Here is a 16,541-nt window from a genome sequence, read left to right as displayed (position 1 = left end):
GGGCGTCTTTCCTTTGCCTCAGGCCGCAGTCGCTGGCCCGGTCGACATGCTGAACGTTTCGACGCCGGCGCGCAGGCAATCGAGGGACAGGCCGAGCGCCCAGCCGGCAGCGACGGCGGCCAGCACGTTCGCGATCGCACGTCCGTCGCGTGGATTGTTCAGCCCGCCCGCCGAGGCGAGGCCGTCCAGCACGGTTTCCGCTTGCCCTTGCGCGAGCACGATGGCTTCGCCGCGTAGAAAAACGGCCCGTCCGTCCCCGGCACGGTGTTCGACGATGCGCGGCAGGCCGCCGTCGAGCGCGAAGAACACGATGCCGCCGGGGCATAGGCTTGCCATCTCGGCCACCCGCTCATCGGCGGCGTTGAGCACTGCATGGCCCCGGGGCAGCACCACGTCGACCTGCGTGCGCAGTACGCTGTAGATCTGTTCGGGCTCGACGATGCACAGGTCGGGGTGCGTATGCGCGGGATCGAGGCCGGACACGATGCCCACCTCGCAGTGGTCGTACGCCAGGCCTTCGGTCAGGATGGCTCGCGCGCCGTTTTCGATGACGGCCGCTTCGATCATCGGGTTCATCAAGGCCCGGCGCGCGGACTCCCATCGGGCCGGTGCGGTGTCGACGCAGCGTTGGTCGAAGTAGAGGCCCAGGCCAGAGGCGAGGGCCGTGCGGCGTCCCGCCAGCTGCAGGAAATGCGCCACCCGGTGCGCGATCTCGGTCGTGCCGTGGCTGCCGCTGACGCCCACGAGCGGGATCCGGCCGTCGGCGTCGCCTGGGAAGAGGTGATTCACGATGGCTTTTCCCACGGGCCTGGGCTTGCCTTCGGCGGGCTTGAGGTGCATGAGCAGTCCAGGCCCCGCGTTGACCTCGACGATGGCGCCGCCCTGTTCCTCCAACGGACGGGAAATGTCTTCGGCCACCAGGTCCACGCCGGCGATGTCCAGGCCGACGATGCGTGCCGCGAGCCGCACGTGGTCCGCGATCGAAGGGTGCACCTCGTCGGTCACGTCGAAAGCGACGTTGCCATTGCGCTGGATGAGCACTTCCGCGCCTGCAGGCGGCACGGAATCGGCGTGATAGCCTTGGCGCTGCAGTTCGACGCGGGCGGCGGAATCGAGGGTCACGGGATTGAGCGGGTGTTCTTCGGTGGTGCCACGCCGAGGATCCGAGTTCAGCTGGAGCTCGATCAGTTCCCGGATCGTGGATTTTCCGTCACCGACGACCACGGCAGTCTTGCCGCGGGCCGCGGCGACCATGCGGTCGCCCACGACGAGAAGCCGGTGCTCGTTGCCGGGAATGAAGCGCTCGACGATGACGCCGCTGCCTTCCTGCATGGCTACGTCGAAGGCGGTTTCGATGGCTTCCCGGGTGTGCAGGTCGAGGAAGACGCCGCGCCCATGGTTGCCATCGCAGGGCTTGACCGCCACGGGCAGGCCGATCTCTTGTGCGGCTTCCCAAGCATCTTCTTTGCTCTCCACCATGCGTCCTTCGGGAACGGGCACGCCGCAAGCCTGGAGCAGGCGACGGGTCAAGTCTTTGTCGCAGGCGATGCTTTCGGCGACCGCACTCGTGCGGTCGGTCTCGGCGGTCCAGATCCGGCGCTGGGCAGCGCCGTAGCCGAGCTGGACCAGATTGCCCTGGTTCAGGCGAATGGAAGGGATGCAGCGCTCCTGCGCCGCAAACACAATGCTGGCCGTGCTGGGCCCGAGCCAATGCCGGTTGACGAGCTCGCGCAGGGAATCGACCGCGGCGCCGACATCGAAGGGACGGTCTTCGATGGCCGCCATGATGAGGTCGCGCGCGGCGTACAGCGCGGCCCGGGTGACCTCCTCCTGGTAGGCGCTGACGACGACGCGATAGACGCCGCGGGGAGAGGCTTCGCGCGCCCTGCCGAATCCGCCGGGCAAGCCAGCCAGGTTTTGGAGCTCCAGCGTGACGTGCTCCAGTATGTGGCCCGGCCAGGTGCCTTCGCGCACCCGGCGCAGGAATCCTCCCCGCTCCCCATAGCTGCAGCGATGTTCGACCAACGACGGCAGCCAGGCCTCCAGGCGCTCGTAAAAACCGGGGATGCGATTGGACGGATAGTCTTCGAGATCCCCTATGTCGATCCAAGCCTCGAGGACGGGTGGATACGTCCACATGCTGGGCCCGCGCAGGGACAGCACATCGAGGAATTCAATGCGTTTGCGATTCATGATGCGAGTTGAGTCGGGCCGGGCGCCGCGTGCGCAAGCGGGTAGATGGGCGGGTATGCGATGCGTGCAGTGTTGGGACGGGTGTGTCCGGTGAAGTAATAAGTTTGCGTACGCTCTCGCGGCGTACTCGATCGATCCGGTGATGTGGGTGGATGAGCGCAAATGTATTGCCCGCCCGCACGCCAAGCAAGGGCGGCGCGCGCGCCTAGGGTAACCCCGCGATGCGGCGCTACAACGCATTTCTCCTCCAGACGCGCGACAATGATCGCAGCGCTAATGCTTACAGAAGTCTGACATAATTCCACGAATCATAAATTGTAATACTTTCTGGGCCGGTTCAGGCCGCCTGTCGATGACGTTTCCCCCCACGCTTGCCATGCTGCCGCATGCTTGGCTGGGCGCCTCCGCCCCGCAGCTGACGGCGGACGAGTCCGTCTGCGCCTGGGTCGAGCTGGACCTCGACACCGAGCTGCGCTATGCCCGCGGCATACTGGTGTTGACCGAGAGCCGGCTCTTGTCGGGGACGGCATCGGGCTGGACGGATTGGCCGCTGGCGCAGGACCTGAAGCTGGCGCTGTCCGACCACGCAGGCGTCGTGACGCTGGAGCTGCTCACGCCGAGCGAACGCCGGGCGCAGTGGCGAACCACCATGGCCCAGCATGCGGGCGTGGTGCGGTTCGTCGAACAGTTCGACAGGCAATTGCAGGCCTTGGCGCGGGGCGAGGTGGCTGCCCGGCCGGAGGCCGCCTGCCCGAGCTGCCAAGCGCCACTGCCTGCACACCAGACGCGCTGCCCAGCGTGCGAAGCGGATGCTCCCGCGGCCGACAAAGGTTGGGCCCTGTTGAGGCTGCGTCGTTTCGCGCGCCCATACCGGGGACGGCTGTTCGCCGGCTTCATCCTGACGATTCTTTCCACCGCCGCCGCGCTGGTGCCGCCTTATCTCACCATGCCGCTGATGGACGAGGTGCTGATTCCGTTCCAGAACGGCAAGCCCATCGACTATGAGCTGGCCGCGTTGTATCTATCCGGCTTGCTTGGTGCGGCGGTTCTAGCGTGGGGGCTGGGGTGGTCGCGCACCTATCTCTTGGCCTGGGTCAGCGAGCGCATCGGGGCGGACCTGCGGACGACGGCGTACGAGCATTTGCAGCAGCTGTCGCTGGAGTATTTCGGCGGCAAGCGCACCGGGGATTTGATGGCGCGCATTGGCAACGAAACGGACCGCATTTGCGTGTTCCTGTCGCTGCACCTGCTGGATTTCGCCACCGATGTGCTGATGATCCTGATGACCGCGGCCATCTTGGTTTCCATTGATCCGTGGCTGGCGCTGGTCACGCTGCTTCCGCTGCCCTTCATCGCCTGGCTCATCCACCTAGTGCGGGACAAGCTGCGCCATGGCTTCGAGAAGGTGGACCGCAACTGGGCCGAGATCACGAACGTGCTGGCCGACACCATTCCGGGCATTCGGGTGGTCAAGGCCTTTGCGCAGGAGAAGCGGGAAGTGGCACGCTTTCGCGAAGCCAATAACCACAATCTCGTCGTCAACGACCGGGTCAATACGGTGTGGTCGATGTTTTCTCCCACGGTCGTGCTGCTCACGGAAGTCGGCCTGCTGGTGGTCTGGATATTCGGCATCTGGCAGATCGCCAACCATCGCATTTCGGTCGGCGTACTGGCAGCGTTCCTGGCCTACATCAGCCGCTTTTACATCCGCCTCGATTCCATGAGCCGCATTGTTTCGGTGACGCAAAAGGCAGCGGCGGGCGCCAAGCGGATCTTTGACATCCTGGACCGCGTATCCAGTGTCCCGGAACCGGCCCATCCTATTCCGATCAAGCAGCTTCAGGGACGGATCCGGCTGCGAGACGTGGGGTTCCGCTACGGCACGCGAACGGTGCTGCGAGGCATCGACCTGGACATAGCGCCGGGCGAGATGATCGGGCTGGTGGGGCACAGTGGGTCCGGCAAGAGCACCCTCGTCAACCTCATCTGCCGCTTCTACGACGTGTCCCAGGGGGCGATCGAGGTGGACGGGGTGGACATCCGTTCGCTGTCGCTTTCGGCGTACCGGCACAACATCGGCGTAGTGCTGCAGGAACCGTTCCTTTTCTTTGGCACGGTGGCCGAGAACATCGCGTACGGCAAGCCGGATGCGACGCGCGAGGAGATCGTCGCCGCCGCGCGTGCCGCCCACGCGCACGAGTTCATCCTGCGCCTGCCCCACGGCTATGATTCGCTGGTGGGCGAGCGAGGGCAGGCGCTGTCGGGCGGCGAGCGCCAGCGGATCTCCATCGCTCGCGCCCTGCTCATCGATCCCCGCATCCTGATCCTCGACGAGGCGACCTCTTCGGTCGATACGTCGACCGAACAGGAGATCCAGAAAGCCCTGGACAACCTGGTACGGGGGCGGACGACGATTGCCGTCGCGCACCGGCTCAGCACCTTGCGCCGCGCCGACAGGCTGGTGGTGTTGGACCGTGGCCGCATCGTGGAGCAAGGCCGCCATGAGGAGCTCATCGCCAAGGGGGGAGCGTATTACCGCCTGCACCAGGCGCAGATGCGGCAGCTCGATCCCGAAGCCAGCGACGAACCGGACGGGGAAGAGGCATGACACACGGCGCATTCACCCTGAGCCGCAACGCTTTCGGCAAGCTGGTGTACACCCCTGCGGAGGGCGGCCAGGCGGAAGAAGTAGTGCCGGTTCGCGCCTTCCCCATCCATGCCGAATCAGAGCACATCTCCCTGGTCGGGCCAGGGGGGCACGAGGTGGCATGGATATCCCGCCTTGCCGACTTGCCCGGCGATGTCGCCCGCCTGATTCGGGAAGAGCTCGGCCGTCGCGAGTTCATGCCCGAGATCCTGCGCATCGTGAGCGTGGCCAGCTACATCACCCCCACCACCTGGACGGTCGAGACACATCGCGGCGAGACGCAGCTCTGGCTCAAGAGCGAGCAAGACATCCGGCGCATTTCGTCGTCCAAGCTGCTCATTTCCGATGGCCACGGCATTCACTTCCTCATACGGGACCTGGAGCGCCTTGACAGGAACAGCCGGCGGATCTTGGACCGCTTTCTTTGAAGCCGGGCGCGGCGGGACGGTTAGCGCAAGGCCGATTCCAAGGCGTGGCAGACCGCGCCGAAAAGCTCCTCGTCCAGCCAGTGACTGTTAGTGACGCTTAGCGTACGCGCGGCGAAATCGCGGGCGTGGGGAAGCGGGGCGTCCGGGACGATGGGGCGCAGGTAATCGTAGTCGGGCAGGGTGTGGACGAATAGCGGGCCGACTCCCAGGCCGGTGCCCCAGAGCCGCTCCAGTGCGCGCGCACGGGTGTCAGCATCGGGCAGGACCAGCATGAAGAACGGCCAGACGCCTTGCTCTCCCGGTCTGTCCTGCAGCACTGTCACGCCGGACAGGCTTTGCAGGCGCGCAAGCCGCTGCGCGGCGCGCCCAGTGGCCTGGTCGAGAAAGGCAGGCAACCGCCTTGCCGCCTTGGCCCCGACCGCGCGGCGCCACGCTCCTACGCGGTGAACCGGAATGTCGAAGGAAAAGTCATCTCCTGCCGCCCGGACGGGATCGCCGGCGCGCAGGGCTGCGCGCTGCGGCCGGCCGTAGGCGAGCCGCATGCCGCGCGGCCCATAAAGCGCCGCGTAGCCCATGAGTTCCAGGCAGCGCCGCAGCTCCCATCCCAGGTGACGGCCGACGACGCGGTCGCTGGTCGCTTGCAAGGCGCGGCGCAGCGCGGGATCGCGGGCCACCAGCAAGCCGCCTTCGAAAATGCTGAGCCCCTTGCCGGCGGCCAGGCTGAAGAAACCGATGTCGCCGTCCAGGCCGACGCTTTGTCCCGCCCTGCGCGCGCCCAGCGCCTGGGCTGCGTCTTCGATGAGGGCGGCGCCGCATTTCTCGGCGCAGCGCCGCGCGAATTCGACGTCTGCGACCCGGCCTGCCAAGTGCGTGACGACGATGGCGAGCGTATCGTCATCGCAGGCGCTCTCCAGCGCCCCAGGATCGAAATCGAAATGATCCGGCGCCAAGTCGCACAAGCGCATTCGCAACCCGCAGTGGTGAACCGCCAGTGCCACCAGTGGGCAGGTGTAGGCGGGGAGCACCACGGTCTTGCGCGGGCTGCGGGCGGCCAGCGTCCGCAGCGCCACGATGAGGCAGGCCGTGCCCGAGCATTCCAGCTGCAGTGCCGGCACGCGTAGCCAGGCGGCGAGCCAGGCTTCCAGGTCGGCTGGCCCGCCCGGAAGCAGGTCGCGCCAGCGCAGCGGCAGGCCCGCGGTAGGCGGAACCTCGATGCCGGCGCGGTGCACGCTAGGGGTCTGCACGGCCGGGCTCCGCGGCGCTACGGGTTTCCTGCGCTTCGCCTAAGGCCAGGCAGACGATGCCGCCGATGATGAGCAGCGCGCCGAACGCCTGGCTGGCGCTGATGCGCTCGTCGAACAGCCATACCGACGCCAGCATGACCGTGACGACCTCGAGGTGGGATGCGGCGAAGGCCGGGCCGATGGGAGCGCGCTTGAGCAGCGACATCCAAGTGAAGAAGGCGCCGATGTATCCGATGAACGCGCCGTATATCCAGGGCTGTCCGAATACTCGCAGCAGCCAGTCTAGGTCCGCGGCGAGCGGCATGGCCTGGTTGGCTGCGTACTTGAAGCTGATCTGCGCCAGGGTGTCGAACGCCATCAGCAGGCCGAATCCGATGAGATAGAAGCGATGCATCAGGGCAGCCCCACTACGGCAACGCCGATGGCAATCAGCACGATGCCCGCGACCCGCAGCGGCGTCAGGCGCTCATGGAAGAAGAAGCGACCGGCGATCATGATGGCAACGATGTTGATCGAACCCAGCAGCACGCCCTCTGAGAGCGGAACGAGCGACAGAAAGGCGAGCCAGACGACGAACTCGAATACGTAGCAGCTTATGCCTATCCAGATCCAGGGCCGTCTTGCCAGCTGGCGCCAGTATTGCAGCCCGGTCCCGCTCGCGGGAGTGGTGGCGGCGGCCTTGAAGGCGAGCTGGCCGCCAGTGTCCACCAGGACGTTGAGCGTCCAGAGCAGGGCGACGAGCGGCGTCATCGTGCTGCGGCCAGCCGGACGCCTTGCGCCTCGACCGAGTGCTTGCGCTGCGCGGCGATGTTGGAGAAGAACTCGACCGACTCGCGGATGACCTCGCGCCGCTCGCGATCCACGGTGATCATGTGATAGCTGTCGTGCAAGAGCACCAGTTTGGTCGGTCCGCTCACGCGCTTCATGACCAGATGGGCGTTGCTGACGCTCGCCATGTCGTCTTCGGCTGCATGAATAATCAAGCAGGGGCAGCGGACCTTGTGCAGCTCCTTGCGTACCGTGGCCGACAACTGGATCAGCTCGGCCAGGGAGGGGAACGGGTTGCCGGGCAAGCCTGCCTCGGCGCTGTCGCCACTGAGCATGCTGGACGAAATCGAGGCGCGCAGGCGCTCGTCTTTCAGCCCGTAGGGCGGCTCTTCTTCGAAGACCCGGTCTTGAAAGAGGTTGAAGCGCTTGAACCAGGGCAGCAGGAAGGAAAAGCACCGGTACCACGGGATGTTCCACCCGTCGTAGCGGAACGTGGCGCCGTAGACGCCGACGCCGTCGATGTCATCGGGCCTGTCGGCCGCCGCCTTGAGGGCGAGCACGGCGCCCATGGACAACCCGGCCACGAAGCAGTGGTCGACGTCCTGGCGCAGCCGGTCCACTGCTTCCAGCACGCTGGCGTACCAGTCTTTCCAGCCCGTGCGCACGAGGTCTTCGACGTCCCCGCAGTGCCCTGCGAGTTGCATGCCGTACACGGTGAAGCCGGCTCGGTGCAGCCCCTTGCCGACCGTTCGCATTTCATTGGGGGTGCCGGTCAATCCGTGAATGAGCAGCACGCCGGCCCGGCCGCCCTTCAAATAATAATCCGCAGCTTTGATCATGAGATGTGTCGTGGCGCCCGCCGTCAAGCCGTGCTGGCCGCGGCGGACGATGTCGCGAATCCACGCGGAGGCTGCGCGATGGCGTGCAGCTGACCGCTCAGGATGAAATCGAGCGCATTGCGTGCTTCGTCGAAGCCCGCGATGGGAATGTGGACCAGCCCGTGCTCGCGGCAATGTTCGATCAGGCGGTGCTTGGCGAGCACCAGGTCGACCGTGCCGGACACGCAGAAATCCGAGGCACCATCACCCACGTAGAGGATCTTGTCGTGGGCGGTGCGCACGACGGAGCCGTATGAGCATTTGCAAGTGCCGCTCGCCTTGCGGCAGGCGCCATCCGCGTAGGGAAAGGCCAACTGCCAGCTGCGCGGGCCGGTTTGTTCGAAGCGGTTCGCCACGACCGGCAGGTCGGCCAGCCCGTGGCGATCCAGGATGGCAGTGATCACCGAGGCAAGGCCGTCGCTCACGACGTGCACGGGCGTGCCAAGCTCCCGCGCGCGTGCTACGAAGGCGGGAAAGTGCGGATCGATCTCGATGCCGGCCACCAATTCGTCCAGTTCTTCGCGGCTGGCGTCGATGAGCGCGATCTGCTTGGCCATGCACTCGCGCGAACCGATTTCTCCGCGCTCCCACGCGGCTTCCAGGTCTTCCCATCCCGGCTTGCCGAAATGCTCCAGCAAGGTGTCGGTGACGTCCCGTTTCGAGATGGTGCCGTCGAAATCGCACAAGACGATCCACTCGGCTCCAGGCTGGTTCTCGGCGACGTACTGACTAAGCAACATGACAAGCCTTTAGGGAAGGAAACGAACCAGTACCCGTTGGCCGACACGCAGCTTATCGGGATTTTCTATTGACAACAGGCATTCGACGCCCCGGCGGCTGATCCGTTCCTGTGGATCGTCGCTGGGCGCCATCACCTGGAAGACGCTGCCTATGCGTTCGAGGCGAGCGGCTATCGGGGGATTGCCGGGTGCGGCCTCGACCACGATTTCGGCCTGCATGCCTTTTTTCAGCGGAGCGACATAGGCTTCGTTGACTTCTGCGCGGACGACCAGCCGGCCCTTGGGCAGCAGCCGCAATAGCTCCGTCTGGGCCGCGACGGCATTGCCGACCTGGGCATTCAGTCCGACCACTTCGCCGTCGACGGGGGCGCGCACCTGCTGGCGCTCGAGCGTCCATTGCGCGGCGCGCAGTTTCTGGCGCGCGACGTCGACGGCCGCCTGGGAGGCAGCAACCTCCGCTTCGGACCGGACGACTTCGTGCCGGGCGTCATCGGCGGCCTGGCCGTCTATCGCGCCGCCGGCGGCCGCTTCGGCCAGGCGCCGGGCTCGCTCCTGCAGGCCGGGCAGGCGGGCGCGCAGGACGCGTTCCTGCGCCTGGGCTTGCCGCAGTTCTGCTTCGGCGGCGTCCACGGCCAACTGCGCGGCGGCGGGATTGAGTTCGATCAGCGTTTGACCCTTCTTGACCTGGTCGCCGTCGCGCACGTGCACGCGCATGACCGTCCCGTCCACCGCCGCGCCGACGCGCACCAGGCCGCCTTCGACGTCGACGCGGCCCCGCGCGACGGCGACGTAGGCCGGTTGTTCCGCCATGCTCTGCGTGGGCTCCTGTTGGCGGGAACATCCCGTCATCATCAGGCTAGCAGCCGATATCGTGAGGACTCCAAGGCCGAAGGACGAAAACAGCGTAGTCACGTAATCACAAATTCCTAAATGGCGGCCGCCTCGGCCTCAGTGCGGCGATCGTCCAGGATGCGGCCGTCTTCCATGGTCAGGACGCGGTCCGCGTGGCTGATCAGGCGAGGGTCGTGGCTGACGCACAAAACCGTGGCCCCGTGCCGGCGGGCGATGCGGTGCAGGATGTCGATGACTTTCATGCCGTTCTTGGCATCGAGCGCGCTAGTGGGTTCATCAGCGAAAAGCAACTCGGGTTCCTTGGCGAGCGCGCGCGCAATGGCGACGCGCTGCTGCTCGCCGCCCGACAGGCCTGCAGGGCGCAGCCCGGCCCGCCCTTCCATGCCCACCTCTTCGAGCGCCGACCAGGCCCGTTCCTTGGCGCGGTCCGCATTCAGGCCGATGTAGCGCAAAGGCAACATAACCTGTTCGAGGGCAGTGAGCGCCGGGAAAAGGTTGAACCCTTGGAAGACGAAGCCGGTATGCATGAGCCGGAATCGTTCGAGCTCTCGCGGCTGTAGCGAATCGAGGTCTTGTCCGAGAGCGCGAACCGTGCCGGAATCCGGGCGGAGCATGCCGCTCAGGATGGCCAGCAAGGTACTCTTGCCGCAGCCGGAAGGCCCGGAGATCAGGGTGAGCTCGCCGAGCATAATGCTAACTGACAAGTCGCGCAGGATCCGTTCTCGAACATTACCGGACAGAAAGGATTTGCTGAGAGACTCAGCAACGAGGCTCGGCGCGCTCCCCTGGGGGCGATGAGGGGTCCGGGGCTCGTTTGCCCGCATGGCAAGTCTCCACGGCTGATAAAACAAAACCCCGCACGCATCGGGGTTGTAACCAACCGTACGATAACCCAAGACGTGGGAGGACGGGAAGGCGGGCGCGGCGCCCGGGAGGAATTGTTGTACAGGCGCCGCGCGGTAGGCGGGGGTGTCTTGCCCCTCGCCTATTGGATAGATCAAGCCTCCAGGCGGTTGTCTTTCGTTTCGCGGATGAAGAGTGTTCCGACCACCAGGCTCATGAGCGCGATGACAATCGGGTACCACAGGCCGTTATAGATGTTGCCCGTGGCAGCCACGATGGCGAACGACGTGGTGGGCAGGAAACCACCGAACCAGCCGTTGCCGATGTGATAGGGCAGGCTCATCGAGGTATAGCGGATCCGGGTGGGGAACAGTTCCACCAGCATCGCCGCGATGGGGCCGTACACCATGGTCACCAGGATCACCAGCAGCGTGAGCAGTAGCACCAGCATGGGCTTGTTCATCTGGGCCGGGTCCGCCTTGGCCGGATAGCCGTGGTTGCGGATCTCCGCCGTCAGCCGCGCCCGGAGCTCATCGCTGCGGGCTTTCAATTCGGCGGCCGGCAGGCCGGCGCCCTCGAACGACTGGATCACCGTGTCGCCGATCTTCACGTGCGCCAGGGTTCCCGGCGGCGCGGCCTCGTTGCTGTAGTTCACCGCGTTGGAGGCGAGGAAGGACTTCAGCTGGTCGCAGGAGCTGACGAACTGGGCCGTCCCGACCGGGTTGAACTGGAAGGAGCAGGTCTTGGGATCAGCCACCACCACGACCGGCGACTTTTCCTGCGCGGCCTCCAGCGCCGGGTTGGCGTAGTGCGTAAGCGCCTTGAACAGCGGGAAGTAGGCGAGCGCCGCGATCAGGCAGCCGGCCATGATGATGGGCTTGCGGCCGATGCGGTCGGAGAGCGAGCCGAAGATCACGAAGAAGGGCGTGCCGATGAGCAGGGCGAGCGCGACCAGGATGTTGGCCGTGGAGCCGTCTACCTTCAGGGTTTGGGTCAGGAAGAAGAGGGAGTAGAACTGGCCGGTGTACCACACCACCGCTTGCCCGGCGGTCAGGCCGAACAGCGCCAGCAGCACGATCTTCAGGTTGCCCCAGCGGGCGAAAGACTCCGTCAGCGGCGCCTTGGACTGCTTGCCTTCGGCCTTCATGCGCTGGAAGGCCGGCGATTCGTTCAGCCGCAGCCGTATCCACACCGATATGCCCAGCAGGACGATGGACACCAGGAACGGGATGCGCCAGGCCCAGGCGGCGAAGGCTTCTTCCCCCGTGGCCGTGCGCACGCCTAGGATGACCAGCAAGGACAGGAACAGGCCCAGCGTCGCGGTGGTCTGGATCCAACTGGTATACGCTCCCCGTTTGCCGTGCGGTGCATGCTCGGCGACGTAGGTGGCCGCGCCGCCGTATTCGCCGCCCAGCGCCAAGCCCTGGGCGAGCCGCAGCACGATGAGGATGATGGGCGCAGCGATGCCTAGCGTGGCGTACGAAGGGAGAACGCCGACCAGGAAGGTCGAGAACCCCATGATCAGGATGGTGATGAGGAAGGTGTACTTGCGGCCGACCAGGTCACCCAGCCGCCCGAACACCAGCGCCCCGAAGGGCCGCACGGCGAACCCGGCGGCGAATGCGAGCAGTGCGAAGATGAAGGCTGCTGTTTCGTTGACCCCAGAAAAAAATTGCCGCGCAATGATGGCGGCAAGTGATCCATATAGATAGAAGTCATACCACTCGAATACCGTGCCGAGCGAAGAGGCAAAAATCACGCGTCGCTCTTCCTTGGTCATGGGGCGTGACGCCGGAACGGGCGCCCCGGTACTGCTGGCGGTGGAGCTCATGAATGGGTGTCTCCTCGGTGAGGTACTGCCTTGAGGGTGTTATTGCAGTTTGGCCCGGACGTCGAGGCCCGGACTCAAATTTCAGGGTAGAAATACTCACTGACGCGAAACTGACGGATTGCTGACGCTAGGCTGAATTTTCACCGAATGGTGAGGAATGTCTGTTTCCCCCAACGGGGAAGGGAAGCGCCGGCCCCTGCGGGATGTCTTCGCGGGCACAGGAGCGTGGCAACCGGCGCCGGGCGGCCAGCCAGGGCGCCCATGCCATCACGCCGGCGGAGGGAAGGCCTTACGCCGTCATGGCATTTTCTGCCCGCCCACCGGAGTGGGGCGGAAACCGGACACTGATGCGCGTGCCGGGCATGCCCGGGGCCGTGCTGCGCGGGTTGTCCGAGATCGACAGCACAGCCCGGTGGCGTTGTGCGATTTCCCGCACGATGGCCAGGCCCAGCCCGCTGCCAGCGGCCTCCGAGCCGAGAATGCGGTAGAAGCGGTCGAAGACGAGCTCGCGCTCTTCGGCCGGAATGCCCGGGCCCGAGTCTTCGACCTCGAGCAGGGGGCCTTTTTCGTCGTCGGTCACGCGGACGGTCACGGCGCCGCTTGGCGCATAGCGCAGTGCGTTGTCAATGAGGTTGCTGATCATCTCGGCGAGCAGCAAGGCATTGCCCGAGACCTCGACCGGCGTCTCGGAACCTTCCAGCCCGAGGTCTATGCCCTTGGCCAGTGCTTCCTGCACCCGGTTTTGCGTCTGCTCGCTGGCGATCGCCTGGAGATCCACGCGGATCGAGGTGTCGAGCGGGCTGCCGGTATCCTCGGCGCGGGCGAGCGAGAGCAACTGGTTGACCAGCCGCGTGGCGCGTTCCGCGCCGGCGATGAGGTGGCGCAGGCTGGCCTGCATGTCCTCGGGACTATCATTGCGCAGCGCCAGCTCGGCCTGGGTGCGGATGCCGGCGAGCGGCGTCTTCATCTGGTGCGCGGCGTCGGCCACGAAGCGCTTTTGCGCCGCCACGTTGGCCGACAAGCGCTGCAGCAGCTCATTCATGGCCCGGACCAATGGGGCGATCTCCTGCGGCACTTCGCGCTCGTCGATGGGCGAAAGGTCGTCCGGGCGGCGCGCCCGCAGCCGTTCCTGCAGCTTGCCCAGGGGCGCGATGCCGCGCGAGAGCCCGAACCACACGAGCACCACGGCCAGGGGCAGCACGACGACCTGGGGCAGGATCACGCCCTTGATGATCTCGTTGGCCAGCTGCGAGCGCTTTTCCAGGGTTTCGGCCACTTGCACCAGCGCCGGCTGCGCGCCTGGCGACGTCGGTAGCGCCACCCATGTGTAGGCGACCCGCACCGCAAAGCCACGCATGACGTCATCCCGGTACTGCACGATCCCCGGCAGCGGATGCTCCAGGGAAGGCAGGGGCAATTCGCGGTCGCCGCCCAGGTATTCACCCTTGCTGCCCAGCACTAGGTAAAAAACGCTGTCGGTTTCGTCGGCGCGCAGCATCTCGCGGGCGGAATCCGGCAGTTGCAGGCGGGCCCGGCCATTGACGTCCTGGACCTGTTGGGCCAGCGCCAAGACGGTGTTGGCAAGGGCGCGATCGTAGGGCGCCACGGCGATCGACTGGGCCACGACGTAAGTGATGGCCACGCTGATCGGCCACAGCAGGAACAACGGCACCAGCATCCAATCCAGGATTTCGCCGAACAGCGACCGGGCCGGCCGTTCGAGAGCCGGGACGGGCGTCAGGCCCCTGCGGTCGTCGTCCATGCGCGGCGCGAGGGGTCAGCCGGCGCCGCGCTGGGCGGCAGGGTCGCGTTCCAGGCAATACCCCAGGCCGCGCACCGTCGCGATCTTCACGTCGCCCGGCTCCAGCTTCTTGCGCAGCCGGTGTACGTACACTTCGATGGCGTTGGTGCTGACTTCTTCGCCCCATTCGCAGAGGTGGTCCACCAACTGTTTCTTGCTGACCATGCGCCCGCTGCGCGCCAAGAGCACCTCGAGGAGGCTGACCTCGCGCGCCGACAACTCCACGACCTGGTCGTCGATGGAAACGACGCGCCCGACCTGGTCGAAGGACAGCCGCCCATGGCGCAGCACGGTCGGCCCGCCGCCCGCGCCGCGTCGCGTCAGGGCACGCACGCGCGCCTCGAGCTCTGAAAGCGCGAACGGCTTGGCCATGTAATCGTCGGCGCCCAGGTCCAGCCCCTTGACGCGCTGCTCGACGCTATCGGCTGCCGTGAGTATGAGCACTGGCAGGTGCGAGTTGCGGGCGCGCAGGCGGCGCAGCACTTCGATGCCCGAGAGGCGGGGCAGGCCGAGGTCCAGGATCAGCAGGTCGAACGGCTGCGCAGCGAGGGCGGAGTCCGCCTCCACGCCGTCGTGCACGGCATCGACCGCGTAGCCTCCCTGCCGCAGCGAGCGGGACAGGCCGTCGGCAAGGATGTTGTCGTCTTCGGCGATGAGGATGCGCATGGGAGGATTGTAGCGTCGGGCTTTGGCGTCGCGGCCCTCCCCATTTTCTCTCAGCCGGTGGGCGGAGTCACTAGCGCTATTCCACCTGGTACATGCCGGTGCGTCGCGTGGCGTCGACCCAGTACGCCATTTCCTTGTCGAGAAAACGGCCGAACTCGGCGGGCGTCATCGGCTTGACCGGCTCCAAGCCCAGCTGCGGCAGCTTGGCGGCGATCTCCGGAGACCGCAGCACGCTTTCGACGTCGGCGGCGATCTTGTCGATGATGTCGGTGGGCGTGGCCTTGGGAGCCAGCATGCCGTACCAGGCACGCCCGGGCAGCCCTTTCAGGCCTGCGGCGCTGGCGAGCGGTACTTCGGGCATGATGGTGGACGGTTCGTCGTTGCTCGTGATCGCGATGGCGCGGACTCTGCCGGCCTTGACCTGCGGCATAGCGTCGATCATGAGCTTGATCGAGCCGCCGATCAGGTCGGTGAGCGCCGGTGCGCTGCCCTTGTAGGGGGCGTGAACGACGTCCACGCCGGCAAGCTGCTTGAAGATCTCCATGCTCAGGTGGCTGGTTGAGCCCGTGCCTGGCGAGCCGTAGCTGTATTCGCCCGGATGCGCTTTGAGATGGGTGATGACTTCCGGCAGCGTCGTGGCGGGGAATTGGGCGTTCACCACCATGAGCATGCCGGTGGCGGCGAGCAGCGTCACCGGCCGGAAATCCCGCCCGACGTCATAGGGCAGCATTGCGTCGATGTCCAGCATTGCGCTGACGCGTCCCGTGTTCGGCGGCGACACGCTCTACGCCGAAACCGAGGTACTCGCCGCCGAGCCAGTCGATGCGGAGTCGGGGCGGGCCAGCCTGTTGACGCGCGGCTTCAACCAGCGGGGCGAACAGGTGGCGGAGCTGCGCTATGTCGTCGAGCTGTGGCGCAGCACAACAGGCCCGGACAGGGTACCGGATGCGCGGCCGGCGACGGAGGAGCGTTTCCTGTCGCACGTGCAGCGCGACGACGGAGCCTGGGTCGAGCAGACGGGGCTGTTTTTCGAAGACCTGAGGCGCGGGGAAACCATCATCCATGCTCCCCGCAAGACCTTGCTGGCCGAGGAAGCCACGCTGCATGCCTTGCGGTCGATGGAGTGGCAGCCCCAGAGCCACGATTACGCGTTCGCGCACGCGATCGGCTTGCCTGCGCCCGTCGTTCCCCAGACGTGGGGAGTCGCCGTGGCGGTGGCGCTTTCCACCCGCACCTTTGGCCGCGTGTCCGTGAACCTGGGCTGGACCGACGTGGAGTTCGGCGTCGACCTCATGCCGGGCGACACCCTCGAGGCGCGGTCCACGGTGGAAGGGGCGCGGCCTTCCGGCTCGCGTCCCGACCGAGGCGTGGTGACGGTGCTGACCGAGGCGAGGAACCAGCGCGGCGAAATGGTCAATCGCTTCCGCCGCGCCTTGATGGTTTACCGGCGCGCGGCTGCCGTGTACTCGCAGGCGGGTTATTGAGTGAGGGGCGCGGGACATCCGGAACCGTTGTTAATTGGCCTTGGGCCTTGCGATGTCATACTGTTTTTTTATACAGTATCTGGCAGTGCCATAATTCGCCCATCAACCCAAGGATCCCAGAATGGACGACACCAAAGCTTCCAAGGCGGCTGCCGCAGCCCAGAAC

Annotated in this window: 14 protein-coding genes and 1 pseudogene; 3 read left to right on the top strand and 12 right to left on the bottom strand. The window is 66.0% G+C overall.

The window, feature by feature from the left end; all coding sequences use genetic code 11:
- Positions 1–45: 45 nt before the first annotated feature.
- Positions 46–2,193 (bottom strand): annotated as a pseudogene (gene cphA, locus IRZ12_RS00360) (cyanophycin synthetase); the annotation flags it as partial.
- A 376-nt stretch (positions 2,194–2,569) separates the two neighbouring features.
- Between cphA and IRZ12_RS00355 the strand changes: the two are divergent.
- Positions 2,570–4,801: an ABC transporter ATP-binding protein gene (locus IRZ12_RS00355; RefSeq protein WP_296462917.1), complete on the top strand. Its 2,232-nt coding sequence runs from the start codon at positions 2,570–2,572 to the stop codon at positions 4,799–4,801.
- Positions 4,798–5,268 (top strand): DUF1854 domain-containing protein, encoded by a 471-nt coding sequence (locus IRZ12_RS00350; protein ID WP_296462824.1) that lies wholly within the window; start codon positions 4,798–4,800, stop codon positions 5,266–5,268. Before IRZ12_RS00355 ends, IRZ12_RS00350 begins: the two co-directional genes overlap by 4 nt.
- Before the next feature lie 20 nt (positions 5,269–5,288).
- Here the strand turns inward: IRZ12_RS00350 and IRZ12_RS00345 are convergent, their stop codons facing one another.
- The 11 genes from IRZ12_RS00345 to IRZ12_RS00295 form a co-directional block, all read right to left on the bottom strand.
- Positions 5,289–6,512: a DegT/DnrJ/EryC1/StrS family aminotransferase gene (locus tag IRZ12_RS00345; protein ID WP_296462821.1), complete on the bottom strand. Its 1,224-nt coding sequence runs from the start codon at positions 6,510–6,512 to the stop codon at positions 5,289–5,291.
- Positions 6,499–6,906: an EamA family transporter gene (locus IRZ12_RS00340; protein ID WP_296462818.1), complete on the bottom strand. Its 408-nt coding sequence runs from the start codon at positions 6,904–6,906 to the stop codon at positions 6,499–6,501. Before IRZ12_RS00340 ends, IRZ12_RS00345 begins: the two co-directional genes overlap by 14 nt.
- Entirely contained in the window at positions 6,906–7,262 is a 357-nt protein-coding gene (locus IRZ12_RS00335; RefSeq protein ID WP_296462815.1) for an EamA family transporter, read from the bottom strand. Before IRZ12_RS00335 ends, IRZ12_RS00340 begins: the two co-directional genes overlap by 1 nt.
- Positions 7,259–8,119, bottom strand: a complete 861-nt coding sequence (locus IRZ12_RS00330) for an alpha/beta fold hydrolase (protein WP_296462812.1) — start codon at positions 8,117–8,119, stop codon at positions 7,259–7,261. The genes IRZ12_RS00335 and IRZ12_RS00330 overlap by 4 nt, the downstream gene beginning before the upstream one ends.
- 23 nt (positions 8,120–8,142) lie before the next feature.
- The gene (locus tag IRZ12_RS00325) at positions 8,143–8,898 is read right to left on the bottom strand and encodes an MtnX-like HAD-IB family phosphatase (protein WP_296462810.1); all 756 of its coding nucleotides are present in this window, start codon (positions 8,896–8,898) and stop codon (positions 8,143–8,145) included.
- Positions 8,899–8,907: 9 nt separating this feature from the next.
- Complete coding sequence (locus tag IRZ12_RS00320) at positions 8,908–9,810, bottom strand: efflux RND transporter periplasmic adaptor subunit (RefSeq protein ID WP_296462807.1); 903 nt, start codon at positions 9,808–9,810, stop codon at positions 8,908–8,910.
- Positions 9,811–9,824: 14 nt separating this feature from the next.
- On the bottom strand, positions 9,825–10,574 hold the full coding sequence (locus tag IRZ12_RS00315; protein WP_367181566.1) for an ABC transporter ATP-binding protein: 750 nt from the start codon (positions 10,572–10,574) through the stop codon (positions 9,825–9,827).
- Positions 10,575–10,747: 173 nt separating this feature from the next.
- Positions 10,748–12,373, bottom strand: coding sequence for an MFS transporter (locus tag IRZ12_RS00310; protein ID WP_296462914.1), 1,626 nt, complete (start codon positions 12,371–12,373; stop codon positions 10,748–10,750).
- 340 nt (positions 12,374–12,713) lie between these two features.
- Positions 12,714–14,186: a sensor histidine kinase gene (locus tag IRZ12_RS00305; RefSeq protein WP_296462801.1), complete on the bottom strand. Its 1,473-nt coding sequence runs from the start codon at positions 14,184–14,186 to the stop codon at positions 12,714–12,716.
- Positions 14,187–14,201: 15 nt separating this feature from the next.
- Positions 14,202–14,891 (bottom strand): response regulator transcription factor, encoded by a 690-nt coding sequence (locus IRZ12_RS00300; protein WP_296462797.1) that lies wholly within the window; start codon positions 14,889–14,891, stop codon positions 14,202–14,204.
- A 76-nt stretch (positions 14,892–14,967) separates the two neighbouring features.
- The gene (locus IRZ12_RS00295; protein WP_296462795.1) at positions 14,968–15,639 is read right to left on the bottom strand and encodes a tripartite tricarboxylate transporter substrate-binding protein; all 672 of its coding nucleotides are present in this window, start codon (positions 15,637–15,639) and stop codon (positions 14,968–14,970) included.
- Here IRZ12_RS00295 and IRZ12_RS00290 point away from each other — a divergent pair.
- Entirely contained in the window at positions 15,629–16,375 is a 747-nt protein-coding gene (locus IRZ12_RS00290; protein WP_296462792.1) for a MaoC/PaaZ C-terminal domain-containing protein, read from the top strand. The two genes, IRZ12_RS00295 and IRZ12_RS00290, sit on opposite strands and share 11 nt — an antisense overlap.
- The last annotated feature ends 166 nt before the right edge of the window (positions 16,376–16,541 follow it).

The organism is Pigmentiphaga sp., from assembly GCF_019689535.1.
Taxonomy (GTDB): Bacteria; Pseudomonadota; Gammaproteobacteria; order Burkholderiales; family Burkholderiaceae_B; genus Pigmentiphaga.
The sequence above is the reverse complement of the archived record's forward strand: the minus strand, read 5'-3'. Positions and strand labels throughout refer to the sequence as shown.

Bases quoted from the DNA above. Each gene is read 5' to 3' on its own strand.
- IRZ12_RS00305 (WP_296462801.1), bottom strand. From the start codon at position 14,186: ATGGACGACGACCGCAGGGGCCTGACGCCCGTCCCGGCTCTCGAACGG.
- IRZ12_RS00325 (WP_296462810.1), bottom strand. From the start codon at position 8,898: ATGTTGCTTAGTCAGTACGTCGCCGAGAACCAGCCTGGAGCCGAGTGG.
- IRZ12_RS00340 (WP_296462818.1), bottom strand. From the start codon at position 6,906: ATGCATCGCTTCTATCTCATCGGATTCGGCCTGCTGATGGCGTTCGAC.
- IRZ12_RS00350 (WP_296462824.1), top strand. From the start codon at position 4,798: ATGACACACGGCGCATTCACCCTGAGCCGCAACGCTTTCGGCAAGCTG.
- IRZ12_RS00355 (WP_296462917.1), top strand. From the start codon at position 2,570: ATGCTGCCGCATGCTTGGCTGGGCGCCTCCGCCCCGCAGCTGACGGCG.
- IRZ12_RS00335 (WP_296462815.1), bottom strand. From the start codon at position 7,262: ATGACGCCGCTCGTCGCCCTGCTCTGGACGCTCAACGTCCTGGTGGAC.
- IRZ12_RS00330 (WP_296462812.1), bottom strand. From the start codon at position 8,119: ATGATCAAAGCTGCGGATTATTATTTGAAGGGCGGCCGGGCCGGCGTG.
- IRZ12_RS00300 (WP_296462797.1), bottom strand. From the start codon at position 14,891: ATGCGCATCCTCATCGCCGAAGACGACAACATCCTTGCCGACGGCCTG.
- IRZ12_RS00295 (WP_296462795.1), bottom strand. From the start codon at position 15,639: ATGCTGGACATCGACGCAATGCTGCCCTATGACGTCGGGCGGGATTTC.
- IRZ12_RS00290 (WP_296462792.1), top strand. From the start codon at position 15,629: ATGTCCAGCATTGCGCTGACGCGTCCCGTGTTCGGCGGCGACACGCTC.
- IRZ12_RS00310 (WP_296462914.1), bottom strand. From the start codon at position 12,373: ATGACCAAGGAAGAGCGACGCGTGATTTTTGCCTCTTCGCTCGGCACG.
- IRZ12_RS00315 (WP_367181566.1), bottom strand. From the start codon at position 10,574: ATGCGGGCAAACGAGCCCCGGACCCCTCATCGCCCCCAGGGGAGCGCG.